The 13,882-nt window shown below is 57.8% G+C and carries 10 protein-coding genes; 4 read left to right on the top strand and 6 right to left on the bottom strand.

The window, feature by feature from the left end; all coding sequences use genetic code 11:
- Positions 1–2: 2 nt before the first annotated feature.
- From C474_RS21815 to C474_RS19180, 3 genes are all read right to left on the bottom strand, one after another.
- The gene (locus tag C474_RS21815; protein WP_160166850.1) at positions 3–752 is read right to left on the bottom strand and encodes an acylneuraminate cytidylyltransferase family protein; all 750 of its coding nucleotides are present in this window, start codon (positions 750–752) and stop codon (positions 3–5) included.
- 576 nt (positions 753–1,328) lie between these two features.
- Positions 1,329–1,910 carry an alkaline phosphatase family protein gene (locus tag C474_RS23395; protein ID WP_275039822.1) on the bottom strand — a complete coding sequence of 194 codons (582 nt, stop codon included), beginning with the start codon at positions 1,908–1,910 and terminating at the stop codon, positions 1,329–1,331.
- A 503-nt stretch (positions 1,911–2,413) separates the two neighbouring features.
- Positions 2,414–3,850: an oligosaccharide flippase family protein gene (locus C474_RS19180; protein WP_204366112.1), complete on the bottom strand. Its 1,437-nt coding sequence runs from the start codon at positions 3,848–3,850 to the stop codon at positions 2,414–2,416.
- A gap of 482 nt (positions 3,851–4,332) precedes the next feature.
- On the opposite strand from C474_RS19180, the gene C474_RS21810 reads away from it, so the two are divergent.
- The gene (locus C474_RS21810) at positions 4,333–6,204 is read left to right on the top strand and encodes a sulfatase-like hydrolase/transferase (RefSeq protein WP_083862088.1); all 1,872 of its coding nucleotides are present in this window, start codon (positions 4,333–4,335) and stop codon (positions 6,202–6,204) included.
- On the opposite strand, the gene C474_RS21805 is transcribed toward C474_RS21810, so the two are convergent.
- Entirely contained in the window at positions 6,201–6,734 is a 534-nt protein-coding gene (locus C474_RS21805) for an acyltransferase (RefSeq protein WP_204366111.1), read from the bottom strand. The two genes, C474_RS21810 and C474_RS21805, sit on opposite strands and share 4 nt — an antisense overlap.
- A gap of 161 nt (positions 6,735–6,895) precedes the next feature.
- Between C474_RS21805 and aglF the strand changes: the two genes are divergently transcribed.
- Entirely contained in the window at positions 6,896–7,621 is a 726-nt protein-coding gene (aglF, locus tag C474_RS19165) for a UTP--glucose-1-phosphate uridylyltransferase AglF (protein WP_008389785.1), read from the top strand.
- Between the two features lie 48 nt (positions 7,622–7,669).
- Positions 7,670–8,563: a glycosyltransferase gene (locus C474_RS19160; protein ID WP_008389784.1), complete on the top strand. Its 894-nt coding sequence runs from the start codon at positions 7,670–7,672 to the stop codon at positions 8,561–8,563.
- Positions 8,564–8,582: 19 nt separating this feature from the next.
- Here C474_RS19160 and aglG read toward each other — a convergent pair whose 3' ends face one another.
- Positions 8,583–9,524 carry a glucosyl-dolichyl phosphate glucuronosyltransferase gene (gene aglG, locus C474_RS19155; RefSeq protein ID WP_008389783.1) on the bottom strand — a complete coding sequence of 314 codons (942 nt, stop codon included), beginning with the start codon at positions 9,522–9,524 and terminating at the stop codon, positions 8,583–8,585.
- Between the two features lie 120 nt (positions 9,525–9,644).
- Here aglG and C474_RS19150 point away from each other — a divergent pair, with 120 nt between their 5' ends.
- The gene (locus C474_RS19150; RefSeq protein WP_083862087.1) at positions 9,645–12,875 is read left to right on the top strand and encodes an oligosaccharyl transferase, archaeosortase A system-associated; all 3,231 of its coding nucleotides are present in this window, start codon (positions 9,645–9,647) and stop codon (positions 12,873–12,875) included.
- A 200-nt stretch (positions 12,876–13,075) separates the two neighbouring features.
- On the opposite strand, the gene C474_RS19145 is transcribed toward C474_RS19150, so the two are convergent.
- A partial coding sequence (locus tag C474_RS19145; RefSeq protein ID WP_008389781.1) for a nucleotide sugar dehydrogenase occupies positions 13,076–13,882 on the bottom strand: 807 nt, incomplete at its 5' end.

The following is a 13,882-nucleotide window of genomic DNA, read 5'->3' as shown; positions in this document are numbered from 1 at the left end:
ATTCATACGTCGACCTCAGTCGTCGTTTCTGAGTCGTAGTCCACATCTAACTCTCCGGTGTGAAATTCAACATTTCGTCCGATTGACTCGACGATTCGCAAGTCGTCCTTATCATCAATCTCGAAGCTCAACGATTTTGGCATAGTGTTGAGTCCGATCTGCCCCCCGAGACGACATTCATGCGTTTCGAAAACGCCCGTTCGTACGGCATAGATAGATCCGTTTTCTTGATATCGCTGCTCGAGATCCTGTCGTCGTTTTCGATTCGCCGGGTCGTAATTTACAGGCTCTGCACCGTTGTTCCCCGTCTCCCAGTAGAACTTGTGATCCTCGCAGACGCTGAGAGCCGAATCATACCCTTCTTCGGTGAGGAGTTCGACGGTCCGAGTTATATCACCACTTCGACGCAGCGGGGAGGTGCACTGTAAGAGAACGACTATGTCCGGGTTGATATCTCGTTCCTGCATTGTCTCGACAGCGTGAAGTAGGGCACTCTCCGTCGTTGCCTCGTCACCCGCCAACTCGTCGGGACGCTCAATTATTTCCGCTCCGTACTCCCGTCCTACAGAGGCAATATTCTCGTCATCTGTCGAGACGAATGTGTGGTCGATGGAGTCAGACGTGACGGACTGAGTTACTGTATACGAAAGGAGGGGATTACCGAGAAACGGAATAATGTTTTTGTATTCGATTCCCTTACTTCCCCCTCGAGCGGGTATGACTGATACGATCACCACGTCGTAATAACTCACGATACAGACGATGAACTTTCTGGTGTCGCATTTTACTTTCCAGGTTTCACAAACTATTTACGGGATTGAGATTGTGGGGTCAGAAGATACCACTCATCGAAGATGCACGGAACGGTGTCGACAGAAGGACACGGAAGGACTCTGTTCATTGATCAACGCGTTCGTTCGTTTCCGCTTGCAGGACAATCTCCATGTTCGTGGATATCGAGGGGAGAATCTCAATTTATCTGAGAAAGAGTCTCCACTCCTCGAAGAGAAGTGCCGCGTTCTCCTGGGTAGATTTCAGGGTTCCGTGGGTAGAGACACCACGTACGAAAGAAAACTCACAGAGACGGGATTCAACGAGATCGACGAACGAGGGTCAGTGTCATTTCATTTCAACTTATAGTAGTCTAGAGAAGAACCCTTGTCGAAGTAGAAAGCAGATATACTAATTCGTCCTAGAAGGATCTGTCGCTCTCTGTAGCGGTGGTCTCTCAGAGGAACAACAGACAGTAGTCGACATGTCGGGTTTGATAGTTGAAGAGTAGCCTCCTCCGGCAGAGAACACGGTAGACTCGAGAAACCGTTGTCCGTTCAAATGTATCCCAGTGCCTCTAGCTGCTCTCGGTCTGTGTCTGGCGAGAGTTCATTCCGATCCGAGACGGTTGTGTCCTGAGATTCGATCCACTCGCGAACATCGAAGACACTTGTTGGCAGTGTACCTTCGACGTCTTCAGTCGCAGAGACCATCGCTCGCCAAGAATGCGATCCGAGACGATCGTCGTCGAACAGTCCTGTCTTCATTCCATGGTCTGAGAGAATAATCATTCGGTCAGTTTCGTCGCGGAGTGATCCGACTTGTTCGTCAGCAAGGAGGTAGTACTGTTTCAATGACTCGGGCCGGTCGGCGTAGATGTGGCCCATCGTGTCTAAGAGGTGAAGATGACACGCTGCGAGTGGCGTTCCTGTACACGCATGACCACGGAGCCACCCGATTTCCTCGTAGTGATTAGCAACTATCGGTGCGTGGTGCTCTGATTTCGAGCAGGTGCCACTGGTCAATTCTCGGTATAGGTCCCAAGTTTGTAGGAGATTGTTCGCAGGTGTAACACCTGGCCAACCCTTCACCTCCGCATTAGTGAATGCATGTTCACCAGATATGGTTGGGAAATTCATTTCCTCACGTGACTCTACCGAGGCGGCCTCGACAAGGTCTCCGAGACGACTTCGAACACTAAGTGGTAGGTTACGCGTTATGTTCGATGCGAACCGCAAAACGGGATGATTCCACTCCGGTTCTACTGTCTGGGTGTCACGTGGATGTTCTCCTGCCGCAACCGCCGTCCAAACCTCCGGAGTCCACGGTTGGTCGCGTGAATAAGCAAACGTGTCTATCTGGCCATGTCGGTCCAAAAGAAGATTGTCGCATTCCCACTGTTCGGCTAAACGTAAGTCTGTGCCGTCAAGTGCAAGAACTAGCAATGAATCGCCAGTCTCACGATCTCTGCTTGGATATTTCATGTGCTTCCGGTATTACACCAGTGAGTATTAATACGTCCCGTTTTCAACAATCTGCTATTCGATGATAGCCAAGACGCTCGACTCGAATGTGAGCGTCGTGTCCTCGATTAGATAGTCTCTCTTTATTATACTTCGAAAGACAACCAATAGAAGGTCACTTACTTCAATTGGAATCTGTCATCGAACGTCGCTTCGAGGCTAGAGATAGCCGTGATTCGATGTTGTTTGCTTATCAGAAACAGGAGCGCAAAATAGATTACAGCGCCAACTGCGATTACGAGAACTAATTGTATCGTCGAACTAAGAGAGATAGCCTGAACGAGCCCGGTAACGACAACGAACATGACAACCGAAGCACCGAGTTGCTCAAACATCGGGCGAGGAAACAACGCCGATAGTTGAATTTTGGTAGAGACGAATCTGATGAGACCGAGATATCGAAACGACTCTGCGAGGATCGTCGAAACAACGACTCCGATCGGGCCAAACTCCCTGGTAAGGAGTACCCCAAGAATGATGTTGGTAGTTAGTGCGACAACCGATAGGCGAGTGACGACATCCGGACGATCCCATCCGCTAGCGACGTTAATCAGAACTGTCGTCTGAGAGTAGAAGAGTTGGAAGACTGCGAGGCCGACGAGAAGACTCGCTGCCGGGGCGAAGTCCGCACCGTAAATGGTCGTAATTAGGGGACCTGCAACCGAGAGAGAGCCGAAGAACAGTGGAAATGCGAAAATGCTCGTATATCCGAGTGTGTTTTGGATATCTTCACCGGGGTCACTTCCCTGACTCAGTAGGTGACTTACTCTAGGATGCAAGGCCGAACCGATGACCGTACTTACGAAAACAGCCGGAGCCGACACCCGAAGTGCCGCCTCGTAGTATCCTGCGGCCGCAGGCGTAAGCAACGCACCGAGAAGAAGAATGTCGAAGCGTGAGTATATTTTGCCGAGAAACGCATTAGGGATGCTGTAGGCGGCATACGACCAAAGACTAGAAAGAGTGTCTCTGGACGGCATCGACGGGACGACTGCGATATAGTAGAACAGAATTGGAGAGACTACGACGAGAGCAGTAACGTAACCGTACACCATCCCTGCCATCCCGAACCCGGAAAGGACGAGAAGGATCTGTATCGGCACAGCAATAATCTCGTTTAGGGTCTTCGTCCAGATTGTAACACTAACTAACCCTCTCCCCTGAGTGGTCTGGACGATCATCGAATAAGTTCCAGTAATTGCAAAGAGGAGAACGAATAACAGCGGAGCATCGTCGACACCAGCATACTCGATGAGAGGTTCTGAAAGAAGTGCCGTCAGACCAACCACAACCAATGAAACGGAGAGGGAGACGAGGAACACTGAACCGAACAAATCGGCGCGGTTCTGTTCGGTGATTTCCTCAGAGAAGCGCTTTTTTACGGCTTCTGACCATCCAGCTAGCGGGCGATTTGCGATAGTTGCCAACGAAAGCAACAGAAAAAATGCGCCGTATCCGGTCGGTCCCAGAACCCGTGCAAAGACAATGGTTCCGAAGAATCCGACTATCGTTTTGATTACCTGCGCAGTAGTTCCGGAGAGCGTCTCACCGCTCAAGCTTACATCGGATGTATCCGTTGTATTAGACATTGATACGAAGAGTCGAAAATCGGCATATGATAGTTGTTAACATTGCAGATAGTCACAAGGTAAGATTTTGATCTTTCGTCGTCCTGACTCAATCGTGAGGGCACTTACATCTATAGATTGTCTACCGCGCACCCAGAGTCTCACAGACCCCGCTATATTTATTGACGAGGCTAAAAGAGACCGTACGTCCTACTGGGTTACCGTCGGTTTGGGCGTTTCAAACGGTATCAGAGGAAGTAGCGGTTAGCTTGATATTCACTAAGTAGGCTTCGCTACCTCTTGGCGTCGTCTTCATCAACACAGTAAGCCGACTAGTCCGACTACACTGATGATAAGTCGTCATTGATATTTTCTGTTACATTCTTCTCGCAGATTAGTGTCGTATTTACAAGTCGTCTCGAATCCACGAATGCTAATAGACACTGCTTCGTACAGGTGACTCACTCATAATGATCGACAGAGAACGTATAAAAACGGGTATCCAGCACGTTCGGCATGGAAATCTCTCTGAACCCATCGACTTTCTCCTCCAGAAAAGCAAGGCACCTCAGATAACCAAATTTGTGGACTCATTCGAGTCCCCGGAGTACATTCAAGCTCCCAATGAAGTCGCAATCATCCAAAGCGGGGAGTGGTACTTTACTGTCTCGAAATCTGATGAAATAGAATTTTCCCGCGAAATACCGACCAAACGAATCGATTTTTACGTAGTTGGCGCAGGGAGTGGTGAAGAGTTCAGGGTTGTGGGAGAATTCGTCACGAATGATGGAACGGTGGTTCGTCGGACAGCAACGAAAGAAGATAGCGGGCCACCCGAGCGTGAACATCTTCCTGTTAGGTTCACGTTCGACGAGGCGGTGGTTGAGGGTACGCTAACGTTAGAGACAGAGAAAAGCACGCAGAGTTCACTGGGTACGCGACTCCTCAACCTCGTCACCGAGAATGACCAGTACAAGCAACAGAAACCCCGACTTCAGGCACCTCGTCTCCGAGACGAATCAGAGAAACCACCGATAGTCCTACTCTCTGTCGATGCGTTACGGTGGGACGCCGCAGAGAAATTAACCTCAGTCTTCAAGTCGTATAGTGGAGACTTCTACCGTCCAAAAGAACCGAGAACTCAAGGACGGTGGACCGCTCCGTCTCACGGATCGATGTTCACCGGTGTTCATCCGGGAGACCACAGATACGTCGGTGCCCGCGAACCGGGTGACCCGAGTCACCCGATCCACCCGGAACTGGAGTCGATTCCGAAGTTGCTCTCGCGTCGTGGCTACAAATCTTCGGCCATCGTGAGCCACACCCGTATCCTTCCGGAGTTCGGCTTCGGTCGTGGGTTCGACCGATTCAAACTCCACAAGATGGCTCACGACCGCTGGAACACCAGAGAGACGGACACGCGTGCAACCGTCGACCAACTGATCGAATGGTTGGACGTTGACGTTGGGAATCCAAACGTATTCTACTTCGCTCACCTCTTCGACGCACATTACCCGTACTACCCACCACGAAGCTTGTACGATGGCGATTCAGTAGATTACGACGTGGTCCAGCGGTTTACAGACCTCCGTCCGGATAACTCGGACTACCTGAAACTCGTTCGGTCCCTTGACGACCCAATGGACCCGCAGGTACTCGATGAAATTAAGCGGTACTACGGCCAGTCAGTTGACTACATCGGGTCACAGTTGGTGCGTCTGTTCGACCGGTTAGAAACCCATGGTCTGTACGACGACGCGTTGATAATTATCACTGGAGACCATGGGGAAGAGTTCGGTGAGCGGGGAGTTTACAGCCATACGTCCCTGTACGACGAGAACATCCGGCCGGCCGTGTTGGTGAAACCTCCAGAGGGTTCCGATTGGAGCGTGCCGACGGAGACGGACGAACTGGATATATTACCGACAATCGCTCGTGCAGTCGGTGAATCACCGCCGCCGTACTGTCCGGGCATCCCATGGCAAGAGGACATCCCCGACCGCACTCGAATCACCGAACGGATAGACCCCGACTGGTACAACGTATCCGTCGAAAAAGAGGGAATAAAGGGGATATTCACTTACTCAGACAACTTCCCCGACCGACCGACCGAGGAGACGATTGACCGAGGCCCGGAGTACGAGGAGTTTTACCGACTCGAAGCGGTCAGGGAGGGAGATACGGGAGACCACGCAGAGAGCATAGACGAGGACAGAAAACGACACCTACGGGACAAAGCCGCATCGTTCGTAACGAAGAAACCGATCGTAGACGACTCGGGACTCGCCGCAGAGACCGATCAGGAGACGAGAGAACATCTTCGGCAGTTGGGGTACTTCTAACGTTTACGGTCTAGTTGTTCGCTTCGGAGACGGTCGTAGTGGTCTTCGTCCCGACTCGCGAACTGTGTCGCCGGATGGCCGCCGACGATAGCGCACTTCGGGACATCTTCGACGACGACACTTCCTGCTTGGACGATTGCGCCCTCCTCTATTGTTACTCCCGGGAGAACGATAACTCGATGACCGAGCCAGACGTTGTCCCCCACGACCACCGGTTCGTGAATCATCTCGTCGTCGTAGGGGAGTTCTTCACCGTGGTAGTTGTGCCGTTGGGTGTGAATGATACAGTCGCGTCCAGAGTGAAAGTGGTCTCCGATTTCCACTTCGCCTTCGCCGTTGATTTCGAGTCCGTTGAAGTGAACGTCGTCGCCGAGAGTAGTAGACCGGTTCAGATTCGTTGGCCCATTCACTCGTAAACTGCTTCCGTATGACCGCACTTGTATCTTCACGAACTTGGTGTAAAAGCGGCGTGCGAGTTCCGACCGGACCGAGCGATAGGCGTGGTAAATATCAGACAACATGTACTGCATCTGGTTCTTCCTCGGCCATCGTTATTAGATTGACTGTGGACATAGGCGATTCGAGAGGCCGCGGGCAGCCCAGTACTGGGTGGACTGACGTACATGGTCCACAGAGGCTAGCGATGAGGACCTCACAAACATATTTACAAGGTCCACCTGAATCCTAATCCATGCAAGCAGTCGTCCTCGCCGCCGGCAAAGGAACTAGACTCCGACCGCTCACCGAAGACAAGCCCAAGGGGATGGTGGAAGTCGACGGCAAACCCATCCTCACCCACTGCTTCGACCAACTCGTCGACCTCGGCGCCGAGAAACTCGTCGTCGTCGTCGGCTACAAGAAGGAGGTCATCATCAGCCATTACGACGACGAGTACCGGGGCGTCCCCATCACCTACGCGCACCAACGAGAGCAGAAAGGGCTCGCGCACGCCCTTCTGACCGTCGAGGACCACGTGGACGAGGACTTCATGCTGATGCTCGGCGACAACATCTTCAACGCGAACCTGCAGGACGTCGTCAAACGACAGCGCGAGGACCGCGCGGACGCGGCGTTCCTCGTCGAGGAGGTGCCGTGGGAGGAGGCCTCCCGCTACGGCGTCTGCGTCACGAACGACTACGGGGAGATAATCGAAGTCGTCGAGAAGCCCGACGAACCCGAGTCGAACCTCGTGATGACCGGCTTCTACACGTTCACGCCCGAGATTTTCCACGCCTGCCACCTCGTCCAACCCTCGAACCGCGGCGAGTACGAGATCAGCGAGGCGGTCGACCTGCTCATCCGGTCGGGTCGGACCATCGACGCCATCGGCATCGACGGCTGGCGGATGGACATCGGCTATCCGGAGGACCGCGACGAGGCCGAAGAGCGGTTGCAGGCGGAAGCCGAGGAGGAGTAGACTGCGAATCCGGGTCGCATTTAGTTTCTCCGTTCGATGTGCGAGTCGATGCAGACTGCTGACCGTCCCCGCGTTTCCGTCGTCATCCCAGTCTACAACGACCCCGAGGGAATCAGGGACACACTATCGGCGCTCACCGCGCAGACGTACCCCCGAGAGCTAACGGAGGTCATCGCCGTGGATAACGGTTCAACCGACGGTACCAGAGACGTCATTCGTCGGTTCACGGCCGAACGCGACGTTATCGAACTCGTTGTCGAGGACGAAGTACGGGGATCGTATGCTGCCCGAAACGCCGGAATCGCGGCATCCTCCGGAGATATCCTTGCGTTCGTCGACGCCGATATGTATATGGACGAAGACTGGCTATCGAGAGCGGTCGAAGTGACCGAAGACGCGTCGTATGTCGGGTGCGACGTCGAACTCGTCATCGACGGTCCACGAACGCTCGCCGCGGAATTCGACTCCGAGACAGCGTTCCCGATAGAGCGATACATCCGACAGCAGCACTATGCGCCGACGTGTTGTCTCCTCGTCCAGCGAGCGGTGTTCGAGGACGTCGGCGATTTCGACGCCCGGTTGGTCTCCGGAGGGGATTCAGAGTTCGGTGTTCGCGTCGCCGAAGCGGGATACAGACAGGCATTCGCGGCCGACGCAACGCTATACCACCCCGTTCGAGACTCGTTTGCGTCGCTTCTGAAAAAGGAGCTTCGAGTCGGACGCGGCCTCTGTCAGCGACAGGAGTTCTACCCGACCCGGTTCGGTCGACCGGGACTCCCACCCCGACCGAGCGGTGTGAAATCCCCAGACCACGCTGATGGACGGTCGCTCTCGACAGCGAAACGACTCCTGTTCAGCCTCCTCTCAGTGACGATGACGGGGGTCCGCGCACTCGGTTACTATCGCGAATACGTCCGATATATCCGCGGACACACGCGGTGATTCAATAGGGAGAGTCCGCTCAGGAGTTCGCCTGTTCAACGAGATTCGGTGTCAACACTCCGTACAGATATCCGAACCCGACAGCCGCGGTAAACACGAATATCGCGATCAATTGTTGGACCTTCGCCGCTGAAGGCCGCTTTGCGAGTTCGTACAGGCGGTCGGGGACGTAGGCGGTCAGAAGGTCCTTCAGGTACTCGTTCTTTCCTTCGGAGGCCTGCGGCAGGATGAGGTCCATGACGCGCTTGGAGTAGCCCTGCCAGAACGACCGGAAGACGAGCCATCGGAAGTCGGTCCGGTACTCGAACAGTTTGTGGTGGACGCGGGCGCGCTTGTTGTAGATGACTCGCTTACCGGTGTTCTCGTAGATGCGGACGCAGACCGGCGCCTCGTGTGCTTGGATGTGCCGGTCACCTTTACGACCGGTGTTCTCGTCGTAGCCGCCGGCTTCCAAGAACGCGTCGCGATCGAACGAGATGTTCGAGCCGTAGGTGTTGCGCACCTCGTCGAGGTGGTTGCCGAACCCGCGTTCGTCGCAGCCGACGAGCCAGTAAAACTCCGAGGGGAAGAAGTCGGGCTTCTCGGCCACCCAATCGGGGATGACGTTCCCGCCAACTGCGACGGCCTCGGGGTTCGCCTCGTACGTCGCGACGATCTTCTCTATCCAATCGGGTTCGGCGGTGGCGTCGTCGTCGATCATGGCGACGACATCGCCAGACGCGAGTTTCGCTCCCTTCGTTCGACTGTACGAGATGCCGCGGTTCTCGTCGTTGCAGTGGAGGATGACGTCGTCGAGACCTCCGAAGTCCGCCTCGACCCGCGAGAAGACTTCCTCGTTGCCGTCGACGACGAGAACGATCTCCAAGTCGTCGTACGTCTGCGCGAGGACGCTCTCGACGCACTCGCTGAAAGAGGGGTATCGCTCCATCGAGTAGGTACAGACGACTACGGAAATCTTCATCTAGGGAGGCTATCTTCGGATATCTGATAAACGTTGTCCTTCAATGCCCGCGTTAGCGGGTTAGACCCCCCAGAACGTGCATCACAAGGCTTATCAATATATTCCCAGTCGGTGGAGACGATGAGCGATTCGCAACGAGAGAGTTCGCCCTCCGCAGCGGATTCCCTCCGTACTCACTACCCTAAAGCCGTCCTCGCCGGCATCTTCGCCGTCATGCTGTGGATACGACTCCGCAGCTACGACCGGTTTATCGTCGACGGCGAAGTGTTCTTCTCCGGAAACGACGCGTGGTACCACCTCCGCCAAGTGAACTACACGGTCAGGAACTGGCCGTTCACGATGCCGTTCGACCCGTGGACCGGGTTCCCGTACGGAACGCTCGCCGGTCAGTTTGGTACGCTGTACGACCAACTGATCGCCACCGCCGCCCTGATACTCGGTCTCGGCGACCCCTCTCAGATGCTCGTCGGGAAGACCCTGTTGGTCGCCCCCGCCGTGTTTGGCGCCCTCACCGTGATTCCGACGTACCTCATCGGCAGACGCCTCGGCGGTCGCATCGGCGGCCTGTTCGGCGCTGTCGTGCTCATGCTCCTCCCGGGGACGTTCCTCCGTCGCGGCCTCGTCGGCTTCGCCGATCACAACGTCGCGGAACCGCTGTTCATGGCGTTCGCCGTCTTCGCGATCATGATCGCGCTCACGGTCGCGGCGCGTGAGAAACCCGTCTGGGAACTCGTCGCACAACGAGACGGGCAAGCGCTCCGCCGACCGACCCTCTGGGCGGCCCTCGCCGGATTCGCCACCGGGGTCTACATGTGGGTGTGGCCGCCGGGAATTCTCCTCGTCGGCATCGTCGGCGTCTACTTCGTTCTGCAGATGGTGCACGACCACGTACGCGGAGACTCTCCCGAACCGGTCGCCTACGTCGCCGCCGTCTCGATGCTCGTGACGAGCGCGATGATGTTCGCGCTCATCGAGGAACCCGGCTTCGGCGTGACGGGCTTTACGCTCCTTCAGCCCCTCCTCTCTCTCGGTGTCGGCGCCGGCGCCGTCGTCCTCGCGGCGCTCGCCCGTGTCTGGGAATCGAAGGATATCGACGAGTCGCTGTACCCGGCGGCCGTCGGCGGTCTCATCCTCGTCGCCGTCGGACTATTCGCGGTCATCCTACCTGACGTATTTGGGAGCATCACTCACAACCTGCTCCGAACCGTCGGATTCAGCGCCGGTGCGTCGACGCGGACCATCGGCGAGGCGCAACCGTTCCTCTCCGGGTCGGTGACGGGCGCGAACGCCATCATCCTCGAGTACGGCTTCACCTTCTTCACCGGGGTCGCGGCGGTCGTCTGGCTGACGGCCAAGCCGCTCATCCGCGACGGCGGTTCGCGTAAGATCGGATACGCAATCGGCGCGCTCGCGGCCATCGGTGTCATCCTCCTCGTCCCGGCGATAACCGGTCTCGTCGGCGACGCTATCGGCGTCGATCCGGCACTCGTCGGTCTCGTTATCGTCTCGGCGCTCATCGTCGGCGCCGTCCTGCAGGCGCGCTACGAACCCGAGCGGCTGTTCGTCCTCGTCTGGCTGGCGTTCATCACCGCGGCGGCGTTCACGCAGGTGCGCTTCAACTACTATCTCGCCGTCGCCGTCGCCGTCGCCAACGCCTACCTCATCGGCGAACTCGTCGGGTCGAGCTACCTCGGCCTCCAATCGGTCAAGCGCGTGAACGACGTCTCGGGCTACCAGGTCATCGCCGTCGTCGCGGCGATTCTGCTCATCCTCACGCCCGCCCTCGTCGTCCCGATATCGGTGAGCACGGCGTCCGGAAGCAGCGCGACGACCAGCACCGCATGGCAGGTTGGCGCCTCCACGTCCCCCGGAGAAGTGCTCATCTGGGAGGAGTCTCTCGAGTGGATGAACCAGTCGACGCCCGCCGAGGGCGACTTCGGCGGCGCGGGTAACGCCGACCAACTGGACCAGTACGGTACGTACGAGTACACCGAGGACTTCAAGTATCCCGAAGGCGCGTACGGCGTGATGTCGTGGTGGGACTACGGTCACTGGATCACCGTCGAGGGCGAGCGCATTCCGAACGCCAACCCGTTCCAGCAGGGAGCGACGGAGGCGGCGAACTTCCTTCTCGCCCCCAACGAGAGTCAGGCGCAGGACGTCCTCGCCTCCCAGAGCACCGAGGGCGAGCAGACCCGCTACGTGATGGTCGACTGGAAGATGGTCTCACCCGGGTCGAAGTTCAGCGCCCCCACCGTCTTCTACGACGCCGAGAAGAACGTCTCGCAGGACGACTTCTTCACGACGCGCGTCTACCGCTTCAACAGCGATGGATCGTACGCCGGACAGAACTTCCTGGTCCGCGACCAGCGCTACTACGACAGCCTGATGACCCGACTGTACTACTACCACGGGAGTTCGCAGTCGGCCGCACCGGTCGTCGTCGACTGGGAACCGCAGACGCTGCAGAACAACCAGACGATCGATAGGAACCCGCGCGGCAACGCCTCGGTCATCCGCCAGTTCAACAACATGAGCGCGGCCCGCCAGTTCGTCGAACGGGACGGGACCGCTCAGGTCGGCGGCATCGGCGGCTACCCCGAGGAGGACGTGCCGGCGCTCCAGCACTACCGCCTCGTGCAGGCGAGTCAGACCTCCGCGCTGTCCTCGAACAGCTACATCCAGTTGGCCGTCGGCGACGCGCGGGCCGCCGGGTTCACCGTCCGGCAGATCAGCGACCTGCAGGCGGTCCTCCCGAGCGACAACTCGTGGGTGAAGACGTTCGAGCGCGTTCCCGGCGCGACGGTGCAGGGAAGCGGTGCGCCCGCCAACAGCACCGTCACCGCGAGCGTGCGGATGCGGATGCCGGGGTCGAACAGCACGTTCACCTACACGCAGAAGGCCCAGACGAACAACAACGGCGAGTTCACGATGACGCTGCCGTACTCGACGACAGGCTACGACGAGTACGGTCCCGAGCGGGGGTACACGAACGTCAGCGTCCGCGCGGCCGGCCCGTACACGGTGTCGACCGGCGCGAGCGTCAACGAGAGCGGTTACATCGTGCGACAGAGCGCGAACCTCTCGGTGCCGGAGGGACAGGTGAACGGCGCCGAGAACGACACGCTCACGGTCGAACTGGAGCGGAACGCACAACAGCTTCAGACGCAGACGTCGAACAACTCCTCGGGCGCATCGAGCAACGCGTCGGCGTCGGGCACCTCCGGCACGTCGGCCGAGTCGGGCGGTACGTCGTCTGACGCCGCCGGCACGTCGACGCCGTCCGGTTCGGTGGACGCCTCGCCGCTCGTCACTCCGGACTTGACGTTCGCGGCGGAGCCGTCGGCGTAGGTTAGTCCGGCGGCTCGGTTCTCCCGTCTCTCGTCTTTCGCATTCGCTCTCGTATCTTTGCTACGTCTCGCCGGAGAGTCGCCTCGCCGGGTAGCGACGGCGACGGGGACGACGAGAACCGGGCGACGGATGGGGGAAATGCGAGGACGAAACGGTGAGAGAGCGAGAGAGAAGTGCGAGCGCCTTCCGGCGTTTCGGCCTCAGACGAGTGACTCGTAGACTATGTCGTCGCGGCGGGTGACGATGTTGCGGCCGTCGACCACTATTGGCTTGTTCATCGCGTCGAACTCGTCGTACATGGCGGCGAACTCGTCCCAGTCGGTGACGACGAGGGCGGCGTCCGCGCCGTCGAGAGCGGCGGCCGCGGAGTCGGCGTAGTCGATGTCCGGGAAGTGCTCGCGGAAGTTTTCGGTGGCGACGGGGTCGTAGCCGACCACGTCCGCGCCGGCGTCAAGGAGGGCGTCGATGAGCGGAATCGCGCGGGAGTTGCGCACGTCGTCGGTGCCGGGTTTGAACGCGAGGCCCAGGACGGCGACGCGCGCGCCGTCGGGGTCGACGTGGTCGCGGAGGATGTCGAGCATCCGGACGGGTTGGCGGTCGTTCACCGCGACGGCGGCCTCGAGCATCGCCGGTTCGTAGCCCACGTCGCGCGCGGCGGCGACGATGGCGGCCACGTCCTTCGGGAAGCAACTGCCACCCCACCCGACGCCCGCGCCGAGGAACTCCGAACCGATGCGGGAGTCGAGGCCGATGGCCTCCAGCACCTCCGAGGAGTCCACGCCGTACTCCTTGCAGATGTTCGCGAGGTCGTTCACGAGCGATATCTTCGCCGCGAGGAACGCGTTGTTCGCGTACTTTATCATCTCGGCCTCGCGGATGCCCGTCTCGACGACGGCGGCGTCGGTGGCCTGTTCGACGAGAGGGTCGAACACCGCGCGGAGCGTCTCCGCCGCGCGGTCGGTGTGAGAGCCGAGGACGACCTTGTCGCTGTCTCTTATACACATCTC

Origin of the sequence: Halogeometricum pallidum JCM 14848, from assembly GCF_000337095.1 — an archaeon.
GTDB classification, from domain to species: Archaea; Halobacteriota; Halobacteria; order Halobacteriales; family Haloferacaceae; genus Halogeometricum; species Halogeometricum pallidum.
This window is presented reverse-complemented; position numbering and strand designations above follow the sequence as displayed.

What these genes read in the sequence shown, in the direction of transcription:
- C474_RS21810 (WP_083862088.1), top strand. Translation starts at nt 4,333, where the DNA reads ATGATCGACAGAGAACGTATAAAAACGGGTATCCAGCACGTTCGGCAT.
- aglF (WP_008389785.1), top strand. Translation starts at nt 6,896, where the DNA reads ATGCAAGCAGTCGTCCTCGCCGCCGGCAAAGGAACTAGACTCCGACCG.
- C474_RS19160 (WP_008389784.1), top strand. Translation starts at nt 7,670, where the DNA reads ATGCAGACTGCTGACCGTCCCCGCGTTTCCGTCGTCATCCCAGTCTAC.
- C474_RS19150 (WP_083862087.1), top strand. Translation starts at nt 9,645, where the DNA reads ATGAGCGATTCGCAACGAGAGAGTTCGCCCTCCGCAGCGGATTCCCTC.
- C474_RS23395 (WP_275039822.1), bottom strand. Translation starts at nt 1,910, where the DNA reads ATGAATTTCCCAACCATATCTGGTGAACATGCATTCACTAATGCGGAG.
- aglG (WP_008389783.1), bottom strand. Translation starts at nt 9,524, where the DNA reads ATGAAGATTTCCGTAGTCGTCTGTACCTACTCGATGGAGCGATACCCC.
- C474_RS21805 (WP_204366111.1), bottom strand. Translation starts at nt 6,734, where the DNA reads ATGCAGTACATGTTGTCTGATATTTACCACGCCTATCGCTCGGTCCGG.